Source organism: Nonomuraea sp. B12E4 (assembly GCF_039871825.1).
Lineage (GTDB): Bacteria > Actinomycetota > Actinomycetes > Streptosporangiales > Streptosporangiaceae > Nonomuraea.
Genome location: NZ_JBDPME010000018.1, coordinates 118,424 through 137,731, shown reverse-complemented (window position 1 = coordinate 137,731; position 19,308 = coordinate 118,424). Strand labels below are relative to the sequence as shown.

General features: G+C 70.6%; 17 protein-coding genes and 2 pseudogenes. 2 read left to right on the top strand and 17 right to left on the bottom strand.

Features of this window, described 5'->3' with window-relative positions; genetic code table 11:
- Positions 1-3: 3 nt before the first annotated feature.
- Positions 4-606, top strand: a complete 603-nt coding sequence (locus ABGB18_RS32900) for a histidine phosphatase family protein (protein WP_347699539.1) — start codon at positions 4-6, stop codon at positions 604-606.
- Between the two features lie 115 nt (positions 607-721).
- On the opposite strand, the gene ABGB18_RS32895 is transcribed toward ABGB18_RS32900, so the two are convergent.
- From ABGB18_RS32895 to ABGB18_RS32825, 15 genes and pseudogenes are all read right to left on the bottom strand, one after another.
- The gene (locus ABGB18_RS32895) at positions 722-1,837 is read right to left on the bottom strand and encodes an FAD-dependent oxidoreductase (protein WP_347699538.1); all 1,116 of its coding nucleotides are present in this window, start codon (positions 1,835-1,837) and stop codon (positions 722-724) included.
- An 89-nt stretch (positions 1,838-1,926) separates the two neighbouring features.
- Positions 1,927-2,838: an RNA polymerase sigma factor SigJ gene (gene sigJ, locus ABGB18_RS32890; RefSeq protein WP_347699537.1), complete on the bottom strand. Its 912-nt coding sequence runs from the start codon at positions 2,836-2,838 to the stop codon at positions 1,927-1,929.
- A 73-nt stretch (positions 2,839-2,911) separates the two neighbouring features.
- A complete protein-coding gene (locus ABGB18_RS32885) occupies positions 2,912-9,442 on the bottom strand; it encodes a hypothetical protein (RefSeq protein ID WP_347699536.1) in 6,531 nt (2,176 codons plus the stop codon).
- A gap of 26 nt (positions 9,443-9,468) precedes the next feature.
- Positions 9,469-9,870, bottom strand: a complete 402-nt coding sequence (locus ABGB18_RS32880; protein WP_347699535.1) for a YbaB/EbfC family nucleoid-associated protein — start codon at positions 9,868-9,870, stop codon at positions 9,469-9,471.
- A gap of 201 nt (positions 9,871-10,071) precedes the next feature.
- Complete coding sequence (locus ABGB18_RS32875) at positions 10,072-10,377, bottom strand: hypothetical protein (RefSeq protein WP_347699534.1); 306 nt, start codon at positions 10,375-10,377, stop codon at positions 10,072-10,074.
- A 36-nt stretch (positions 10,378-10,413) separates the two neighbouring features.
- On the bottom strand, positions 10,414-10,716 hold the full coding sequence (locus tag ABGB18_RS32870) for a gas vesicle protein K (protein ID WP_347699533.1): 303 nt from the start codon (positions 10,714-10,716) through the stop codon (positions 10,414-10,416).
- The gene (locus ABGB18_RS32865) at positions 10,706-10,909 is read right to left on the bottom strand and encodes a gas vesicle protein (RefSeq protein ID WP_347699532.1); all 204 of its coding nucleotides are present in this window, start codon (positions 10,907-10,909) and stop codon (positions 10,706-10,708) included. Before ABGB18_RS32865 ends, ABGB18_RS32870 begins: the two co-directional genes overlap by 11 nt.
- Complete coding sequence (locus ABGB18_RS32860; RefSeq protein ID WP_347699531.1) at positions 10,906-11,658, bottom strand: GvpL/GvpF family gas vesicle protein; 753 nt, start codon at positions 11,656-11,658, stop codon at positions 10,906-10,908. The genes ABGB18_RS32865 and ABGB18_RS32860 overlap by 4 nt, the downstream gene beginning before the upstream one ends.
- Positions 11,651-11,983 (bottom strand): gas vesicle protein GvpJ, encoded by a 333-nt coding sequence (gene gvpJ / locus ABGB18_RS32855; RefSeq protein ID WP_347699530.1) that lies wholly within the window; start codon positions 11,981-11,983, stop codon positions 11,651-11,653. Before gvpJ (ABGB18_RS32855) ends, ABGB18_RS32860 begins: the two co-directional genes overlap by 8 nt.
- A gap of 10 nt (positions 11,984-11,993) precedes the next feature.
- The gene (gvpO, locus tag ABGB18_RS32850; RefSeq protein WP_347699529.1) at positions 11,994-12,578 is read right to left on the bottom strand and encodes a gas vesicle protein GvpO; all 585 of its coding nucleotides are present in this window, start codon (positions 12,576-12,578) and stop codon (positions 11,994-11,996) included.
- A 4-nt stretch (positions 12,579-12,582) separates the two neighbouring features.
- The gene (locus ABGB18_RS32845) at positions 12,583-12,819 is read right to left on the bottom strand and encodes a gas vesicle protein GvpG (protein WP_347699528.1); all 237 of its coding nucleotides are present in this window, start codon (positions 12,817-12,819) and stop codon (positions 12,583-12,585) included.
- A 4-nt stretch (positions 12,820-12,823) separates the two neighbouring features.
- Positions 12,824-13,636 (bottom strand): GvpL/GvpF family gas vesicle protein, encoded by an 813-nt coding sequence (locus ABGB18_RS32840; RefSeq protein ID WP_347699527.1) that lies wholly within the window; start codon positions 13,634-13,636, stop codon positions 12,824-12,826.
- Positions 13,637-13,874: 238 nt separating this feature from the next.
- Positions 13,875-14,048 (bottom strand): annotated as a pseudogene (gene gvpJ / locus ABGB18_RS32835) (gas vesicle protein GvpJ); the annotation flags it as partial.
- Between the two features lie 169 nt (positions 14,049-14,217).
- Positions 14,218-15,222, bottom strand: coding sequence for a LacI family DNA-binding transcriptional regulator (locus ABGB18_RS32830; protein WP_347699580.1), 1,005 nt, complete (start codon positions 15,220-15,222; stop codon positions 14,218-14,220).
- A complete protein-coding gene (locus ABGB18_RS32825; RefSeq protein ID WP_347699526.1) occupies positions 15,219-16,703 on the bottom strand; it encodes a glycoside hydrolase family 3 C-terminal domain-containing protein in 1,485 nt (494 codons plus the stop codon). Before ABGB18_RS32825 ends, ABGB18_RS32830 begins: the two co-directional genes overlap by 4 nt.
- Before the next feature lie 137 nt (positions 16,704-16,840).
- Here ABGB18_RS32825 and ABGB18_RS32820 point away from each other — a divergent pair, with 137 nt between their 5' ends.
- Entirely contained in the window at positions 16,841-17,233 is a 393-nt protein-coding gene (locus tag ABGB18_RS32820; RefSeq protein ID WP_347699525.1) for a hypothetical protein, read from the top strand.
- On the opposite strand, the pseudogene ABGB18_RS32815 reads toward ABGB18_RS32820, so the two are convergent.
- Both ABGB18_RS32815 and ABGB18_RS32810 read right to left on the bottom strand, forming a co-directional pair.
- Positions 17,122-17,982 (bottom strand): annotated as a pseudogene (locus ABGB18_RS32815) (glycoside hydrolase family 3 N-terminal domain-containing protein); the annotation flags it as partial. The gene ABGB18_RS32820 and the pseudogene ABGB18_RS32815 overlap by 112 nt on opposite strands.
- 104 nt (positions 17,983-18,086) lie before the next feature.
- Positions 18,087-19,298, bottom strand: coding sequence for an ROK family transcriptional regulator (locus ABGB18_RS32810; protein WP_347699524.1), 1,212 nt, complete (start codon positions 19,296-19,298; stop codon positions 18,087-18,089).
- Between the last annotated feature and the right edge of the window lie 10 nt (positions 19,299-19,308).

Sequence of the window (19,308 nt, the reverse complement as noted above, 5' to 3'; positions counted from 1 at the left end):
AGTATGAGCGATCACGTTCGCCTGTTGTGTCTGCGCCATGCCGAGTCCGAGAACGTCGTCTCCTCGGCGGCCGGGGCGCTTCCGCTGGCCCGGCTGACCGGGAGGGGGCGGGTGCAGGCCGGGGAGGCGGCGCGGCGGCTCATCGGGGAGGGCATCACCAGGGTCTACGCCAGCACCGCGGTCCGGGCGCGGCAGACCGCCCAGATCATCGCCCGTACGGTCGGTCTCGACGGGGTCGCGACCCTGCCGGAGCTGGCCGAGTTCGGGATCGGCGAGCTGGAGGGGACCAGCGATCCGGTGGTGCGGGCGCGGACCGCCGAGGTGCTTCGCTCGTGGGTCGTGGACGGGAAGCTCGACGAGGCGGTGGGCGACGGCGAGGACGGGCACGCGGTGACCGCCCGTGTGGTGGATGCTCTGACCTCGATCGTGACGGCACATCCCGGCGAGACCGTCGCCGTGGTGGGGCACGTCGGGAGCCTGACGGTGGGGCTGAGCGCGCTGTGCGGGCTGGGCGGGCGGGTTTGGGGGGCGCCGTTGCCGCACGCGGTGCCGTTCGAGGTCGAGTGGGACGGGGACGCGTGGCGGTGTGAGGCATGGCCGGGGTAAGGGCCCTTCGTCGGGGAGGCCGGGGCGGGAGTGGCACATGCCCGGTCAGGGGAGGTAAGGGCCCGGTTGGCAGACAAGGCGTTGGGGGCCCAGGTGGCGTATGACCGGTCCCTGATCAGAGGAGGTAGGGGCCGGGGTGGCGCATGACCCAGACGGTGCCGCGGGTGATGGCCTCCTTGAAGGTGGCTGAGCGGCGGCCGGTCATCACGGCGTCGAGGGGGCTGTCGTCGGGGCGGGTGAACTGGGTGAGGCCGTCGTGGTGGCCGAGGCTGATGTTCTGCCAGACGTAGCGGAACATGGCTCGCCGGACCCTCCGGCCGGTGAGCAGGTCGGCCACGCCTGAGCCCGCGTACAGGCCCATGGGCAGGCCGGTCTGGCAGGCCATGCGGGTCGGCCGGCCGCTCCGGTCGGCCGCCGCCGCGTCGCCGATGGCGAACACCTCCGGATGCGACACCGAGCGCAGCGCCCGGTCCACGACCACCCGGCCGCGCGCGTCTGTGGTCAGGCCCGAGGCCGCGGCCAGGCCGGGGACGCGCACGCCGGCCGCCCAGACCACGGTCTCGGCGCGCACCTCGTCGCCGTCGGCCAGCAGTACACCGTCCGGGCCCACCTTGGCGACCGGGGCGTTCTCGCGCACGGTGATGCCCAGGCGGCGGAAGGCCCGGTGGATGTGCCGGCGGCCCCGTACGGACAGGCCGGGGCCGACCGGGTCGGCGGAGAGCAGCGAGACGCGCAGCTCGGGCCGGGCGGAGGCCAGTTCGGTGGCCGCCTCGATCCCGGTCAGCCCGCCGCCCACCACCAGCACCGAGTCCGTCTCCGCCGCCCGCGGCCGCAGCCGGGCCGCCGCGTCGGCGGTGCCGAGCGAGTACGCGTGCTCGCGCACCCCCGGCACGGAATCCAGGTCGTCGGCGCTGCCGAGGGCGTAGACCAGCACGTCGTAGGGCAGCTCGTACGGGGGCGCGTCCAGGCGCACCGTCCTGGCCCCCGGATCGAGCCCCACCACCCTGGCCACCACCAGGTCGATCCCGGTGCCGTCGAGCAGCCCGGCGAGCGGCAGATCTGGCAGCCGCCGCCCGGCCACGAGCTGGTGCAGGCGTATCCGCTCCACGAACCGGTCGGCCGCGTTGACCAGCGTCACCCGGGCGTCGGCGGTACGCAACCGGCGGGCGGCGCGCTTGGCCGCGCCCAGCCCCGCGTAGCCGGCGCCCAGCACCACGATGTGGTTCGTCATGGTTCCTCCCTGTCGAGTCCCAACTTGAACCGGTGAGCCCGCCGATCCGTGACAGCGCCCTCGTGTGATCGTCCTCACATGGAGGCTCGTTACAGGCGAGCGAACTGTCTCTCGGCGAAGGCGAGTTTGGCTGGGTTGGTAACGGTCCGTACGGCGGCGACGCGGTCGCCGGCGATCTCCATGGCCAGGACCGCGACCAGGGTGCCCGCCTGGCCGCGCACGTAGACGCCGGTCTCCCCGTTGACCTCCGTGACCTCCAGGACCAGCCCGGCCACCTCGGGCCGCAGGCTGAGGCCCCGCAGGTAGCGGGCCACCGTCGAGCGTCCGCGCACCGGGCGGCGCGCCGAGGTCATGGTGCCGCCGCTGTCGGCCCAGGCCACCACGTCGTCGGCGAGCAGCCGTTCCAGCGCGGCGACGTCACCGTTCAGCGTCGCCGCCAGGAAGCCGCGCACGATCCGCCGGTGCTGCTCCCGGTCGCTCTCGAACCGCTTGCGCGGCTCCCCCACGTGCGCCCTGGCCCGGCGGTGGAGCTGGCGGGAGTGGGCCTCCTCGACACCCAGGATGTCGCCGATCTCCGCGTGGCTGTGCCCGAACGCCTCCCGCAGCACGAACACGGCCCGCTCGACCGGGCTCAGCCGCTCCAGCAGGATCAGCAGGCCCATCGACACGGACTCGCGCTGCTCGACGGTCTCCAGCGGGCCGAGGGCGCCGTCGCCGGTCAGCACCGGCTCGGGCAGCCACGGCCCCACGTAGCGTTCCCGCGTGCGCCGGGCGGAGGCGAGCTGGTTGAGGCACAGGTTGGTGGTCACCCTGGTCAGCCAGGCGGCCGGCACCTCGACCGGCCCGGCCGCGCGCCAGCGCAGGTAGGTCTCCTGCACCATGTCCTCGGCCTCCGCCGCCGAGCCGAGCAGCCGGTAGGCCAGCCCGAACAGCCGCGGCCGCTGCTCCTCGAACACCGCCACGGGGGCGGACTCCCCCGCGCCGACCCCTGGATGATCCACCCGTCCGATGCTAGGTGACCCACGACCGGGTCCCCCGAGCGGGCCGGGGCCGCCGGGGTGCCAGGTCCGGGGCTCAGTCGGCTCCGGGCCGCTCCTCCCCCGGCTCAGGCTCCGGTCGGTCCGCGACCTGCGAACCAGGGCTCAGCGGTTCATTCTTCGGCGGGCCGAAGATGAATCCGGGATACTCACGCTCGAGCATCTCGACGTCGTCAGGGGTGAGCCGGATGTGCAGCCCGTTGGGGACGTCGATGACCAGGTCCCTGCCCGGACCGTGGAAGACGAGGCTGATGGCGCATTCGTAGTACTTGGTGTCGGTGGACATCTCGCGGTTGCGTTCGCGGATGTTGCCGTTGCGGGACGCCATGTCCGTGCCGGACCCGCGCCCTACCTCCCAGCCGGCGTTGCCGGCGCCTTCAGTGCCCTGGCCGCGTGACAGGCCTACCCGGCCGTGGAGGTCTCTGCTGTGGCCCTGCCCATGGCCGGACGTCGTCATCGTCTGGGTGTAGAGGCGTTGCTTGACGCTCGCACCAGCGATCTCCTGCGCACGGTGCACGTTGATCCCCACTCGGATCTTCTCGGAGCCCAGGCCAGGAACGACATGTTCGTGTGCGAGCAGGGCGTTCAGCTGAGCCCGGACCGTTCTGGGGTTGCCGGCCTCGGCCAGGAGCATGCCTCGCGGCCGGGAGAGCTCGTACCCGGCGGGCCGATCAGAGAGCGAGGGCACGGGCCCACGCGACTTCGGTGGCAGCGCGGCCACCGGCGCCCACTCGGGGATCAGGTCCGCCGCGGGAATGGCGACCTGGTTGGCGACCTCACGCAGCGCCGCGTTCACGGACAGGGGTTCGACGGGCCTCGACCAGCGCGGGGCCTCACCGACGATGACCGACCGGCCGGTGACCGGCGTGCCTTCAGCGACGGGCACGGTGAGATGTTCCGGCACCAGGAGCCGGACCTCACCACCCGTGAGACTGTGGGCCGTCGACGGCCCGCGATGCTTGTTCCATAGCTGCTCGGCAGAGCCGTTGGTGAGCCTGTCCCATTGGCGCAGGAGGTTCTCGGTCCCACGAAGCAGATGCCCCAGACCGGGCGGTGGTTCCTTGCTCCGCACGACCTCGATGTCGAACTGAACGGGATGGGTGAACTCGTGTGAAGGGTCGTAGGTCTGGACCCGGTTGATGTCTTTCACGTTCGTCGCGTGGGTGTCCGTCGCCTCCGACGCCGTGCCGCGCTTGGCCATCGCCTCGCCGCCGGTGTAGTTGTCCTCCGTTTGCCTGCTGAAGCGCATGAGCGCCTTGGCACCCTTGGTCGATTCGGTCTCGCGCACCGTTCCGGAGCCGGTGGCGAGCTCGCTCCGGAGCATCAGCCTGACGTCCGGACGTTCCGCCGTGTGCGTTCCGTCCAGCACGGTGCCCTTGACTCTGATGCCGACGTACTCGGTGAAACCGTGCGGACGTCTGACAGGCAGCCAGGTGGTCACGCCGTGCTGAAGCCCTATCAGCTTCGTCGACAGGGCGTCCTCACCGTACTGGGCGTGCAGCAACTCCATGATCAGGGGTTCGTCCTTGTTCCCGGGCAGGGCCCCCTGCTCGCGGAGAACCTTGACGACCTCGGGAAGGACCGACTTGGCGTCGAGGTGCTCGACGAAGGCCGAGTTCATAGCCGGCTCGACTGCCACATAGGCACGGTGCTCGCTGACCGGCGGCACCGTGCCTGAAGGGCCTTCCAGACCCAGGTGCCGTGCCAGCCGATCCGGCACCATGAGGTCCGCGATCTTCTCCACGCGCAGGTGGGCGGTCGGGCCCAGGTCGCCCGCGCCGTCCTTCCAGGTCGCCGTCACGGACAGGTCACCGCGGTACCAGTGCGACTCGCCGCCGTAGGTGGCCCGGGCGACATCGATGCCGCCCTCGTAGGCGCTGCTCCCGGAGGTGTGCTTGGCGCCGAAGTGCGCGCCACCTGCGCCCACGATCTTCCTTGAGGACCCCCCGCCGCCTTGGTTCGTGGCTGGGTCCTGGTCGACGTGCCCGAACTTCGCGCGGAGTCCGGTATGGACATAGCCTTCCACACCCGTCTTGGTGCCCTGGCCGGTCACGATCCTGGAGTTCGCGTTCGTGTACTGCTCGTACTCCACGCCCTCCTGCGACTTGACATGTTCCAGGCCGGCCAGGTCGACTCGCACGCGCATCTCCCCGGGCCGGCCCTCGCGGTCGGGCAGCCTGATCGTCAGGCCCTCTTCCGAGGTGAGCCGGCGAATGTTCGCCTCGATGGCGGAGGGCCGGGTGGCCGCCCGGATCTCCGGAGGCACGTCACGCCATGTAGGTGTCGGCAGTCCCGCCCACTCGGCATGGACCGTGGCCAGTTCCATGGCCAGCTCGCGGACGGCGCCGACGCGGAAGACACCGGCGACACGACCGCCGAGCGGGACCACGTCGCCGGGCCGGTCGTCCAGCCGGACGACGCGACCCACGTCCGCCGCGTCTTTCGAGCTCAGTGGTGTCTCAGGAAGGTGCTGGTGCGGTACGACGATCTCCGCGGTCACGCCGTCCACAGGCCACGATATGTTGGCGACCTCGGTGCCGGACTTCGTGACTCGCAGGTCCACGTCGATGGGAAGCTCCCGGCGGAACGCGGTGACCATTCCCTCGGTCTCGGTCCGGTAGTAAATCGAATGATGGGAGGCGAAGCCGACCTTGTTGGTGGCTTCGCGCGTCCCGTGGAGACCCAGTTTGACCGCGTCGTACTGCATGACCTCGCCCAGGTGGATACGCGCGTTGCCGGCCAGTTCGATACCGCCGCCGATGGAGGTCGACCGCCCGGTGTGCGCTCCCGCCGCTGTGAGCCTTCGCTCGTTGACCGTCAGGGGATACTCCTCGACCCCGCGCAGTTCGCCGAGCGCGCCACGCGCCGAGATCTCGATCCGATATCTGCCGGCTGCGGTCTGGTAGTCGATCCCGTGCAGGAGATGACCGACGTCGGCCTCAAGGGCGGGACGGCCGAAGTTGGCGTCGACATCCCGGAGCACCTGCCAGAGCACTTTCTCCGGAAGGTCGGGCACGGCCCATGTGAGCGCGTTGCGAACCGACCGCACGAGATTCTCACCTTGGGGCATGCGGGCCAGCGTGCCGAGCCCTGGCCCGCGCCCCGCCGCCAGAGTCGCCGGTTCCTGGGGGTGGGGCTCGTACGCCGGCCTCTGAGCGCGGGCCGGCTGGATCGGCACTTCGAACCGAATAATGGGTCGGCTCGACACCTGCGCGAGGTTCTCTCCTGCCTGCGCCGGTTGCTCTCGCAACCGGGCGGCCTCGGCCGACGGCGGGACCAGTTCTCTTCCGAAGACATCACGCTCGAACCGGCTCGTCTCCCGTACGGGCAGAGCCACCTCCATTCGCGTGTCGACCTGGAAGGCACCGAGGCTGTCCGACGTGAGGTGCAGCCGGACGACCGAATCGTAGAGCGTGACGCCCGTGCTCTCGACCAGGGTCACCTTCGGCAGATCCCCGCCTGACACCGCGGTGCTGTGGGCGGCGCCCAGGTGGAAGGTGCCGGCGGCCCGGGCGTAGAGCATGTCGGAATACCCGAGCTTCCCGCCGAACCGCAGGTTCAGTGTGTTGCCATGCTGGTGGGTCTCGGTGCTGGTGGTACGCCGTCCGAGGTCGTCACGGACACGCGTCTCGATCGGTTCTGCTCTGGTCTTCTCCACAGGCTCCATACGCACGACCTCACCGGTGACCCTGAAGGCGCCTTCCGATGAGCGCAGCGCGGAGCTCTTGAAGCGCATCCCCTCAGAGGCGGAGCCGCTCGTCAGCCACCACTGGCTGCGGTTCTTCATCGCCTGCTCGCTGTGCACGGCGGAGATGAGCTCGTTGGTGAGCTTGACGACCTCTCGCGGCGGGATGCCGGCCTCCAGCGCCCGGCGCTGCACTTCCAGCACCAAGGGTGTGGTGTCCAGGGCGGTGACGATGACACCGTGATCCGGTATTCTCCGCGCCGCGCCCGGCGGGACCTCATATTTCGGCATGGGCGACGGGCGGTCGTCGGCCGTGAGCGGGCCCTCCCGGCGGAACTCGTGGGGAAAGGGCATGACCACGGACAGGTCGGGAACGCGGCCTCCGTGGGGGACCTCCACTCCGTCGCTGTAGACCTTGATCGATACGTCCGCCCCGAAGAAGTCGTGCTGGTAGGCGACCGTCTTGCGGCCGCTCATGATCTCGGTGCCCGCCGCGGAGTTCTCACGGGACGTCTGCTTGATCCCGAGGCCGGGCGAGGCAAGGGACTCTGCTTCGTCCGAATTGTCGAAGATCTCGACCTTCCCGGCGGTCATCTGCCGCTCGCCGGATCTGGACGTTCTGGCCTCCACGCCATCGCCGCCGAACGACACCCCGTACTGGCGCGGCCCGTCCGGGTTCGGCAGGTGCCTGAAGCCTCCTACCTCCGGTTTGAAATACAGCACCTTGCCGTTGACGGGGAGCGTCGCTCCCCTTTGGAACAGGTCCGTCCACGTGTCCCTGTCGTCGTCGGACAGCAGCTCGGCCAGCCACTTTTCGATCTCGGCCCGGGCGCGCCACATCCCGATCGGCAGGCCGCCCGCCCACTGGCGCGCCGCGGCCTGGGCGTCCGCCGGGGGCTGGACACGGTGCAGCACCATTTCGCCGAAGGCGCCGATGTCCACATACCTGGGCGGATGGATCTCGGGCTGGGCCGCCGGCACGATCGCCGCCCCATCATCTCGCACGCCGGGCGGGAGATGGGCCGGGACACCCCGCTGACCAGCGGGCCCGAGAGTGCCGAGAGGGGGCGGCACCTGGAGAAGCTCGGAGATCCTGCCTGTGGGCGGCTCGGCCTGGCGTGGCACCGGATGTGCGGCCGGCGCCGGGTTCGGCGTGCCCTGCTCGGCCGCCCTCGCCGGGTCAGGGAGATATGGTCTGCCGACATCAGCGGCTGCCTCTGTCGTCGACGCCGGTGTCCGTGGAGGTACCGTTCCCTGGGGATTCCCTCCCGATTCCGTCGTGGACTCGACCCGATGCGCCGAAGGCGTGACAGGGGCCTGGGCTTCGTCGGCGCCGCGGTTGATGAGAGCATCGATCCGCTGGGGGGAGGGCGTGAGGGGGGTCTGCTCCGCCGGCACCTGGCGCGTGGCTGCCGCCCGTGTGTCGGGCAGGTTCTGAGCCGCCCGCTCCGGTGCGGGAAGCTGGGGCCGCTCACCCTGCCCGGTATGGGCAGGCGGCAGGTGCTCCGGAGTCCGCGGCGGTACGGCGGCAGGCGGTGGTAAGTGCGGCTGAGGTTGCCGAGCGCCGCCAGGTGCCGGCACGTCCGTCCTGCGCACCACTTCGCCCTCGATGACCTGGCCGTGCCCGGTTCGGCCGGTGACCACCTGGTCCGGGCCGTTGAACCGGACTTCGGCGGTTCTTCCTGGGTAAACCACGGTGTTGTTGTCGATCCGGACCGGTTCGGCGGCGCCACGATCCGGAACGACAGTCTGAGGATGCTCCTGGACAGGAGGATGGCTCTGGGTCAGCGTCGTGCCGCGGGTTTGCGCGGGCGAATCCGGAACCGCGGCCGCCCCTGACGGCGGGTCACCCGCTCTGGGCAAAGTCGGCGGACCGTCGCCGAAGGGCGCGCCATGGCTGCCCGTTGACGGCCCGGAGAGCTCGCCGGCGGGGAGCGGGTAATAGCTGACGCGCGCCCCCGCCGGCACGTCGAGCCCGCCCGCGACGCCGGACACAAGGCTGTAGAACAGGTGCGACGAGTCGAGGTTGCCGCTCAGCGCGAGACCGGGTATCGAGCCGACCGTGCCGGAGACGCCACCGACCAGCGCCTGTCCATACAGGCTCTGGCTCATCGCGGCGAGCTTGTCACGTACCGACAGCTCCGCCCTGGATGCGATGTAGACCATCTCCCGGCTGGCCAGCCGGGAGAGACCGGCGTTCAGGCCGCCGAACAGGCCGCCGGTGAGGAGACCGCCGACCGTCGAAGTCGCGAGCGAGACGAAGTCGTAGTCACCGGGGTCGCGATGTCCCAGAGGCGACATCTGCGCGGTCTGCACAGCCAGGTCCAGACCACCCATCAAGGCGCCGAACTTGAGCATGCCCATCAGGACGTTCCGCTTCAGCGCGGCGATCGATGCCCTGGTCATCAGGGCTCGCTGGTTGATCAGCGCGAACACGGCAGGTCCGTTGACGTAGACCCACACCAGCAGACGGATGATCGCGAACGCGAGCAAGGCGAGCGCGGCGTAGATCATCCACTGGGTGTGCTCCATGCGCACCCCGTGCTCACGCAGGCTCGCCGCCTCGGCTCGCAACACGTTCTTGATCTGGTCGAGTAACGCGTCCCCCGAGGGCGGGGCAGTCGCGCCATCGTTACCGCTGAGCTGTGCGAAGACCTTCTCGAAGGCACCCTTCGCCTCGCCCTGCCACGCCTCGTCGCGCAGCAGGCGGAAGATGAAGTCGCTGTCGACGGCCTTGATCCGGTCGAGGATATTCGCCAGCGACTCCAGCCTGTCCGCCGTTGCCACGATGTCGCCGGGCTCAGCCTCCGGGAACGCCTGACCGGCAAGCGGAAGCGCCAGATGCTTGACGATGTCCGGGACGAAATTCAGATCCAATCCCATTCAGGCCGCCAGGTGTCGGCTCGGCGTCATGAGCTCGCCTGTGGACCGTCCGGTGACGGCTTCACCGGGCGAGGCAGGAAGGCGTCGAAACCCACGCCCTCGCCGAACAGGCTTTCAAAGGGCAGGTCCTGCGGAACGAACGGCCCGATCAGCGACTCCAACTCGGCGGAGACCTGTTCGGTCGCCTTGGCGACCTGCTCGGTGATCGCGGCGGACAGCTCGGAAGGCGTCAGCTTGCGGTAGACGCGCGGATCGAACTCGAGCCGGCGCAACTCGCCACGCGGCCCCACGGTCACGGTGACCATGCCGTCTTTCGAACGGGTGGAGACGGACAGATCCTGCACCTTCTTGTGCACTTCCTTAATCTGCTCCGTCTGCCTGTTGACCTCCTGGACTAGTTCTTCCAGCATGTTCCAGGGATCGTCCACGATAAAGGCCCCCCGTCCGATATCGGCATGAGATCGGACTATACAACCATTTCGGTCGGGGACAAAGCACGGCGACTCCGCAATCGCGACCTCCGGCCAATTTTGACTTGGCAATTATAGGAAGGTAAACTTTCATGAAACCTTACGGGAACACGTAGTTTCTTCCTGATGAAGGGACAGCCGGACTTGGGTGCCGAGCACTCAGCTCCGAACGGTGCTGGCGTCCTCGCCGGCCCGATAGCCGGCGTTGGCCGTGGTCAGCCTGACTTCCTGATCGCCAAGAGCTTGTTTCAGCAATGCCAGGCCGGCGTCGATGGCCGCCAACCGCTCACTTCGAGACTTCCAGTACGCCTCACCGTACTCGTCACTGCCAATGGCGACTCGAATGTCGCCCATCGTCGTCTTGTACTGGGATCCCACGTCGGACACGCCTCGCTCCACGTGCTGGACGCCATCCACGAGGGCGCGTAGTTGACTCTGGCTGTAAACGTATCCGTCGATCTCCATGATTCGTAGCATACGTACCTCATGCGACCCTCACCCTTATTCCGTGGGCAACAGGGGGCCCAGCGGGCCGAGGTCGAGGTTGAGGTCCTCGGGAGTCAGGCCGAAGCGCTCGCACAGCTCCGTCATGGCCTCCTCCAGGCGCATCAGCGTGACGCCCAGCACCTCGATCTGCTCGTCCGTCAGATCGCCCTGGTCCATCCGGCGTACGCACTGGCGCTCCACGAGCTGGCGGACGAGCTCGACCAGGGTGAGCACGAGGCGGGTCAGGTCGCGCTCGACCGTCTCGGAGTCGGCCTTGATCCGCCAGCTGGGGGATCCGGGTGTCGCCTCACGTGTCATACGGGCCTCCGAAGGAGTCGTCCACGGACGCGATGAGGGCACGGAGCGAGATGCGTACGAGGTCCACGTCCGCGATGGTCAGGACCAGGTCGCCGGTCACCACGACGCCGCCCGCCAGCAGCCGGTCCAGCAGGTCCACCAGGGCCACCCGCTTGGCCGGCAGGCGGTCGTCGGACAGCACGTCGCGTCTCAACCGGCCTCCAGCACCGTGAAGGAGTAGGGTGCCCAGGGGCCGGTGAGCCGCAGGTCCACACCGTCGCCGCCAAGGCTGCCGACCAGGGCGGCGAACTCCTCGTCCCGGCCCTCGTCCACGAGGTAGGCGCCGTTCAGCAGCATCCGCTCCTCGCGACCGGACAGGTGCGGGTCCTGGGCGCGGTGGCGGCAGCTCGCGACGGCCTCGGAGGACAGGGTGGCGTGGATCTGCTCCGCGCGGGCAAGGGCGAGCCGGCGGGCCTGCTCCCGGCCGCGCAGGCTCTCCCGGCGGCGTCTCAGGTAGGAGGTGCCGGGTTTGCCGGGGTCGCCGCCGGTCATGGGGGACTCCGCCGGGTCGGGCGTCTGTCTCGCGTACGCCTTGACGCCCCACTCCCTGCGCCCGGCGACGTGGGACAGCACCTCCAGGAACTCCTCGCCGCGCCGGTCCAGCAGCTCGGCCACCTGGTCGTCGTCCGCGTACACGGTGACGAGCCGGACCGGGGCCACCGGGACCCGCGACACCTCGTCCACGACGCCGTGGTGGGCGCGGGCAGTCTCCGCCAGCCAGTCCAGGTCCTCCAGCGAGTGGCGCAGCGGCTCCTCGCCGAACTCCGCCAGCGGCACGGTGCTCACGTAGGCGACGAGGCCGCCGCGGGTGATCGTGCGTACGGGCGTGCCCGCCACGCCGGGGGCGCCGACGGGTACGGACTCGCTCGCGACGGCGTACAGGTAGGTGCCGGAGTCACTCATCGAGGTCCGCCGGACCTTCCACGGCGGCCAGGCGGCGGCGCAGCCGGCGGTTCTCCTCCACCAGCTCGCGGTCGCGGCCGGAGAGCCACGGATCGTGCTCCCACCAGTCGATGCCCAGCTCCCTGGCCGTGTCCACCGACGCGATGAGCAGGCGGAGCTTGATCGTGAGCAGCTCGATGTCCAGCAGGTTCACCCGGATGTCGCCGGCGATCACCACTCCCCGGTCGAGCACCCGTTCCAGGATGTCGCCGAGGTTGGCGGGCTCGCGGCCGCCCGGGGGCGCCACTCCGTACGGCTGGCGGACGACGGGGCCGGACGATGTCATCCTTTCCATGTCAGAACGCCTGTCCGGAGTCGGTGTTGGCCCGCCGGTAGCGCCGGAGCCTTCGATATGAGAGCAAACTTCCCTCCGTGTCGATCTTCACCTCGTAGATGGCGAGGATGTCGCCCGAGGACGGGACGCGGCGGTCCTCGACGACCTCGACGTCCACCACCCAGCCGTCCTCCTCCGGCTCAACGGACGTGATCCCGTCGATGTCCTTCGTGGTCAGTGCGGCGAGATGGCGGATTCCGGCTTCTCCGGCCTCGGCCGCGTCCATCCCCGCCGGGCGCCTCCGCTCCACGCGGGACCGTTCCTTCCGGGGACGCGTGTCCTCGTCCTCCTCGTGGCCGCGCGGCCGATCCATGCCCTCCTCGCGGGCGCGCGGCCGGTCCTCGTCCTCCTCGCGGGCGCGCGGCCGGTCCTCGTCCTCCTCGCGGGGGCGTGACCGGTCCGCGTCCTCCTCGCGGGGGCGCGGCCGATCGGCGTCCTGGTCGTCGTGGGGTCGTGACGTGTGTGCTCGCGGCCGGCCGGCGTCCCTGCTGGGACGGCCCTCCCCCCGGACACGTGTGCCGGGCTCGACGGAACGTCTGTCGGGCACGGGGTCACCTCCGGGTGGGCGCGGTCATGAGTTCCAGCACGCGCTCGACCGCCTGGTTCTCCTCCTCCTCGGAAATCTCCCCCGCCTCCCTGGCGGCCTCGATCTCCTCCAGGTGACGCCGGACCGAGGCGGGGTTGCGGGTCTCCATCTCGATCTGATCCTGGAAGAGCTCGCCGAGCCAGATCAGGCCGCGCACCGGCACGACGAGCGGCCAGGCCACGATGGTGGTCAGCAGGCCCACGTCCTCACACCTCCTGCGCCTGCGCGGTGACGAAGTCGTAGGGGGCGAGCGGGCCCAGCAACCGCAGGTCGACGCGTCCCTCCCAGTCGTCGCCGACCTTGGTCAGGGCCCGCTCCAGGGCTCGCTGGTCGCCGGTCCTGACGAGCATGGCCACGTGTACGGCCTCCTGCTCGTGCGTCGGCTCCCGAACGAGCGCCGTCGAGTAGAGAGTGGAGAGGGCGTCGAGCACCAGGTTCGTGTCCAGGTCCCGCTTGGCCTCGATGGAGGCGGCGATGATCTCACCGAGCCGGATGCGCTCGTTCCTGGTCGTCTCCTCCGGCAGGTCGCGGATGGCCTCCAGGAGCCCGGCGGCCTCGGGGTTCTCCGCGAGCACCTCGCGGAGCACCGTCGCCTCGACGTAACGGCCCCTGACGATGTACTCGGCCTGGTCGCCCAGGTCGTCCAGGGCGTCGAGGAAATCGTCGTGGTGCGGTTCGAGCAGCTCCGCCACTATCGCGTCGGGGTCGGTCAGGACCGCGCCGAAGCGGAACGGGAGCACGGGCGAGCGGGCGGCCACGGAGTCCAGCAGCCGTTCGTAGGCCAGGTAGTCGGCGGGGCGGCCCAGCGGCCGGCTCGCGTCGATGTCGCTGACCAGGGCGGCGATCTCGCCGTGGCGGACGAGCTCGACCTGGCCGACCGGCTCGCCCAGCCCGGATTCGCCCGGGTCGAGCTCGACGTCCGCGGGCACGATGCCGTAGACGTATGTGGCGAGGTTCTCGGTTCTGCGGGGGTGCTGTTTCGGAACGGAGGGCCTGGATTCCCTGGTGGATCGTGCCATCTCGTCACTCTTCCTCTGACCGGCGCCGGCGGGGCGCCCTCTCGCGCCGCCTCGGCTCCGCGGCCTCGTCGGTGAAGTCGCTCAGCTCGTCCGCCCGTTCCAGCTTCCCCTGGATCACGTCCTTCTCCGGCTCCAGGCCGGCCGCCTCCTGCTGCTCCAGGCCGGACGCGCCCTTGGCCTGCGCCAGTACGTCCGGCAGGCCCTTCTCCCCGGTCTGCGCCATGTCCAGCCGGTTGGCGGCCTGCGCGAAGCGTAGGTAGGTATCGACGCTGGCCACGACAATGCGGGTGTCGATGGTCAGGAGCTCGATACCGACGAGCGAGACCCTGACGTACGCGTCGATCACCAGCCCCTTGTCGAGGATCGTGTCGATGACGTCGGCCAGGCCCGTCGGGGACGGGCGTCCGGCCATCTGGCCGGTTGCCGCCGGTTGCACAGACGTGCTCATAAGGTTTCGCCTCCTTGCCAAGCGACCCTGCCCGGAAACCCGACACAGAACCATAAAGAGGTGAAAAAGCCCACAGAATTGACGCTTTACCCCTGGCCAACCATCAGAAACTTCCGGCTCACCAGTGCTCGCTTCAGGTGCTCGCGCGGACGACCAGGAGCGGGCTCAGGAGGGTGGACTCGGGCACCCGCCGGCCCTCCAGCTTGTCCATGACCAGGCGCACGGCCTCCCTGCCGACCTCCTCGGCGGGGATCGGCACAGAGGTGAGCGGCGGGCTGGCCCGCTCGGCCACGTCGTCGGGGCAGATCGCCACCACGGCCACGTCGTGCGGCACCCGCCGGCCGAGCTGGCGCAGCGCGGCCAGCACGTGGCCGGCCGCCGCCTCGTTGTGCACGACCAGGCCCGACAGGCCGGGGCGGTCGAGGAGCAGGTCGCAGACGGTCTCGTACACCTCGTCGAAGGTCTCCTCGCAGGGCAGCGCCACGCCCGTGAGCCCATGGGAGTCCAGCGCCGCCACGAAACCCTCGCGGGTGCGGCCGGCGAAACCGGTGCCCCGCTCGTACACCACCGAGGGCGCCCCGAGCAGGGCGATCTCCTCGTGGCCGCGCTCGGCCAGGTGCTCGACGCAGCGCGCGCCCGCGGCGGCGAAGTCCAGGTCCACGCAGGTCAGCCCGGCCGGCGAGGCGGGGAAGCCGATGAGCACGCTCGGCTCGGCCAGCTCGCGCAGCAGCGGCACCCGCCGGTCGTCCAGCTCGACGTCCATCAGCACCAGGGCGTCCACCAGCGCGCTCGCGGCCACCCGCCGGATGCCCGCCGTGCCCTCGTCGGCGGTCAGCAGCAGCACGTCGTGGTCGAAGCGGCGGGCTGCCGTGACGACGGCGCTGGCGAAGCGCATCAGCACGGGCACGTGCATGCCCGCGCGCAGCGGCAGCACCAGCGCGATCACGTTGGAGCGCTTGCTGGCCAGGGCGCGGGCGCCGGCGTTGGGGTGGTATCCGAGTGCCGAGATGCTGTCGAGCACCCGCCGCCTGGTGTCGGCCGAGATCGTCCGCTTGCCGCTGAGCACATAGGAGACCGTGCTGACGGCCACGCCCGCGTGCTTGGCGACCTCGGAGATCGTCACCGTGCGCCCGGTCAAACCCCGGCTCCGAAGTCCAGCCTGGTCAGCGTCACGCCATCGTTCTCGAACACGACGTAAAGATCGTGCACCCCGCCCACGGCCGCAAGCGGTGCCGTGACGTCGTGATAGGCGTGCCGATCCGTCCTGGGCACCGGGAATGTGGCCAGCGCCGGGCCGTAGAGAGGATCGCCGCAGCGGATGGTGATCATGCCGCCCTCCGCGCCGCCCGCCGTGGCCACGCACCGGGTGCTGCCGGTGAGGTCCACCTGCCGGAACACGATCCAGGCACCCTCGGCGTCCGACCTGACGGCCTCGCCGTCCGTCTTGGTCTCGTCCACGAGGGTGACCGCGTCGTACTCGTCGTGGTCGGCCGCGCGCAACAGCCCCGACTGGGGCGGGATCGTCTCGCCCGCGACCTCGAAGCGGGCGCTCAGGCGCACGTCGGCGGCGCTGCGGCCGGCCATGAGCTGGTGCGGCGCGCTCTCCACGACGAACCGGCCCCGCGTCACGTCCCAGAAGGCCAGCTCCGAGACGGGCGACCGGAGCGTGACGGTACGGCTCTCGCCGGGCGCGAGGCGTACCTTCTCGAAGCCGCGCAGGCGGCGCAGCGGCTGCTTGACCCGGGAGCGCTGCTGGTGGGAGTAGAACTGCACGACCTCGACGCCCGGGCGCGGGCCGGTGTTCGTCACGGTGACCTGGGCTTTGACGAGGTCGCCGTCCAGGTGCACGCGCAGGTTCGCGTACTCGAACGTGGTGTAGCTGAGGCCGTGGCCGAACGGGTACAGCGGCACGCCCCTGAAGTACAGGTATGTGGCGTCCGAGGCGATGATGTCGTAGTCGAGCAGGTCGGGCAGCTCCTGCTCCGAGCGGTACCAGGTCTGGGTCAGCCGGCCCTCCGGGTCGGCGTCGCCGAAGAGCACCTCGGCCAGGGCGTGCCCGTACTCCTGGCCGCCGTGCGCCGACCACAACACCGCCGGCACCGCGTCGTCGGTCCAGGTCAGCGGGTAGCCGCTGGTGAGCACCAGGACGGTACGCGGGTTCGCCGCCCGCGCGGCGACCACCACGGCGTCCTGGGCGGGGGCGAGGGCCAGCGTCATGCGGTCCTCGGTCTCGCGGCCGTTCACCAAGGGGTGATCGCCGGCCACCACGATCGCCACGTCCGCCGCGGCGGCGGCCCGGGCCGCCTGCTCGGTGCCACTCCTGATCACCTCCATGGCCAGCCAGACGGCCTGGTCGGCGTCGTCCACCAGGCGCAGCACACCATCGTCGGCCGCGCCCACGTAGCAGCCGGTGGAGATGTGCCGCAGGGCGAGCGTGCCGCGCGGCCGCTCCTCCATCCGGAACGTCTGGCGCACCTCCCACCCGTTCGGCCCCGGCTGGTCGTTCACCAGGGTGAGGCCGTCCGCCGAGACGAACCGCCCGGTGGCCACGGCCCGCAGGGCGTAAGCACCGCCACCCCAGTCGAACAGGTCGAACGCGCTCGCCTCCGCTGCTCCCACGCTCAGCGGCCCCCCCCGCGGGGTCGGCGGTCACCGGCCCGGCCTCGGCGGTGAGCGTCACCCGGTCCACGGCCTCGCAGAACACCGTCTCGCAGCGCTCGGCCAGCCCGGTGCGGGCGGTGACGGCATAGGGCAGGGTGCCGCTGTACCAGTCCTCCAGCAGCGTGTCGCCGAGCTGGCCGATCACCGCGATCCGCCGCACCCCCGCCAGCGGCAGCAGCCCGTCGTTGCGCAGCAGCACGAACGAGCGCCGCGCCGCCTCCCTGGCCAGCGCCTGGTGCTCGGGGCAGTTGACCACGCTGTCGGTGACGTCGTCGTACGGCGTCGCCGGGTCGAACTCGCCCAGCCGGAACCTGATCGACAACGTGTGCCGGACCGCCCGGTCGACGTCCGCCTCGGCCAGCAGGCCCTGCGCGAGCGCCTCCCGGAGATGGTCGAGGGTGGCCTGGGAGCGGTCGTCGTCCTGGGTGAAGCTGTCGATCCCGGCCTTGACCGCGTGCGCGTACGCCTCGGGCAGCGTGTCGTGGTAGCCCTGCAGAGCGGTGAGGTTGCCCGGCGCGTACGCGTCGCTGACCACCAGGAGGTCGTCCGGCGCCCAGGCCCGCAGCACCTGCCCGATCAGCGGGCTGAGGTGCGCCGGGCGGCCGTTGACCAGGTTGTAGGAGGGCATCACGGCCACCGCCACGCCCTGCTCGATGGCCGGCCGGAACGCGGGCAGCTCGTACTCGCGCAGCACGCGTGGCGGCACGTTGCTGGAGGTCGTGCAGCGGTCGGTCTCGTTGTTGTAGGCGAGGAAGTGCTTGAGCGTGGGAGCCGTCCGGAAAGTTTCGGGAGCGCTCCCACGCAGCCCACGCGCATAGGCCGTGGCCATGACGCCGGTCAACCACGGATCTTCGGAGTAGCCCTCCTCGTTGCGGCCCCAGCGGGGGTCGCGCAGCGGGTTCACGACCGGGGCCCACACGTTGCGGCCCGCGCCGGCCGGGTCCTTGTGGTGGAAGGCCAGCACCTCGTCACCCGTCGCCTCCCCCACCCTGCGCACGAGGTCCAGGTCCCAGCTCGAAGCCAGGCCCAGCGCCTGGGGGAACACCGTGGCCGGGCCGAGCCAGGCCAGGCCGTGCAGCGCCTCGGTGCCCGTGCGGAACGCGCCGACGCCCAGCCGCTCGACCGGGGCCTGGTACTGGTGCAGCAGGCCCACCTTCTCGTCCAGGGTGAGCCTGCGCAGCAGGTCGCTGATCCGGTCGGGGAGCGGGAGCGCTGGGTCGCGGAAGGGTTCTTGCATGATCATCCCTCTGAGAGTGTCGAAGCGCTTCGACGACCGGCCTGGGGAAGTTACGCGAACATTTCGGTGGGTTGACTGAAGGGTGCACGCCCCCGTGACCAAGGTCAAGAGATTCGTGCCAATCCTCCCGGCAATCTTCCCGAATCAATGGAATCCAGGATCCGCGCCGCGCCGCCGAGCGCGGCCGCGTCGTGGCCCAGAGTCGAGGCCACGACCTGGCATCCGCCGCTCTCCGCGGCGATGACGCGGTCGCGCAACTCCGCCTGCACCGCGGGCAGCAGCCAGGGCGCCAGCGGGACGTAGTAGCCGCCCAGGACCACCACCTCGGGGTTGAGCAGGTTGGCCAGGATGGACACGCCCTGGCCGAGGCTCCGGCCCGCCGACTCCAGCGTGGCCAGGGTGCCGGGGTCGCCCGCGCGGGCCAGCCGCAGCGACTCCTCGATCTCGACCTGGATCTCCGCGGGCGAGGGGTCCTTGTGCAGCACGGCGCCGATGCCCGCCATGGCCTCCAGGCAGCCGCGCCGGCCGCAGTGGCACGCCGGGCCGTCCGGGTCGAGTTGCACGTGGCCGATCTCGCCGCTGTAACCGAGCCCGCCGCGACGCAGCCGGCCGTCCAGGATGATGCCCGCGCCCACGCCCACCTCGCCGGTGAGATAGATCAGGTCGGAGGCGCCCGCGTGGGCGCCGAAGCGCTGCTCGGCCAGGGCGGCGAGGTTGGCGTCGTTGTCGACCTGGATCGGGAAGCCGGGGTCGCGCAGCGCCTTGGCCAGGTCGCCGCCGATGTCGGCGTCACGCCAGCCCAGGTTGGGCGCCAGGCGCACGGTGCCCTGGACATCGACCAGCCCCGGCACGGCCACGGCCAACCCCAGGATCTGGCGCTCCTCCTTCGCCATGCGGTTGACCACGCGCCGCACGATCGCGCCGACGCCGGCCACACCCTGGTTGACGGAGCCGCCGCCGGAGAACGAGCGCCGCCACGTCAGCAGCCGCTCCCCCGCGAGATCGACGGCCACGACCGACACGAAATCGACGTTGATCTCGACCCCGATGGCCGCGTACGGGGAGCCGTCCAGGACGAGCATCGTGGCCGGCCGGCCGACCCGGTTTTCCGTCAACCCGGTCTCGCGCACCAGCCGCCGGTCGATGAGGTCGGCGACGAGGCTGGACACGGTCGCCTTGTTCAGCCCGGTGGAGGCCGCGATGTCGGCTCGCGAACAGGGCGCGTGCTCGCGGACGAACCGCAGCACGACCGCCAGGTTGGTGGCCCGTACGTCGGCGAAGTCGGCCGGTTGCGGGCCGGTCGTAGAAGTGATCAATATCAGCCCC

What these genes read in the sequence shown, in the direction of transcription:
- ABGB18_RS32900 (WP_347699539.1), top strand. Translation starts at nt 4, where the DNA reads ATGAGCGATCACGTTCGCCTGTTGTGTCTGCGCCATGCCGAGTCCGAG.
- ABGB18_RS32895 (WP_347699538.1), bottom strand. Translation starts at nt 1,837, where the DNA reads ATGACGAACCACATCGTGGTGCTGGGCGCCGGCTACGCGGGGCTGGGC.
- ABGB18_RS32885 (WP_347699536.1), bottom strand. Translation starts at nt 9,442, where the DNA reads ATGGGATTGGATCTGAATTTCGTCCCGGACATCGTCAAGCATCTGGCG.
- ABGB18_RS32875 (WP_347699534.1), bottom strand. Translation starts at nt 10,377, where the DNA reads ATGGAGATCGACGGATACGTTTACAGCCAGAGTCAACTACGCGCCCTC.
- ABGB18_RS32870 (WP_347699533.1), bottom strand. Translation starts at nt 10,716, where the DNA reads ATGACACGTGAGGCGACACCCGGATCCCCCAGCTGGCGGATCAAGGCC.
- ABGB18_RS32860 (WP_347699531.1), bottom strand. Translation starts at nt 11,658, where the DNA reads ATGAGTGACTCCGGCACCTACCTGTACGCCGTCGCGAGCGAGTCCGTA.
- gvpJ (WP_347699530.1), bottom strand. Translation starts at nt 11,983, where the DNA reads ATGACATCGTCCGGCCCCGTCGTCCGCCAGCCGTACGGAGTGGCGCCC.
- ABGB18_RS32840 (WP_347699527.1), bottom strand. Translation starts at nt 13,636, where the DNA reads ATGGCACGATCCACCAGGGAATCCAGGCCCTCCGTTCCGAAACAGCAC.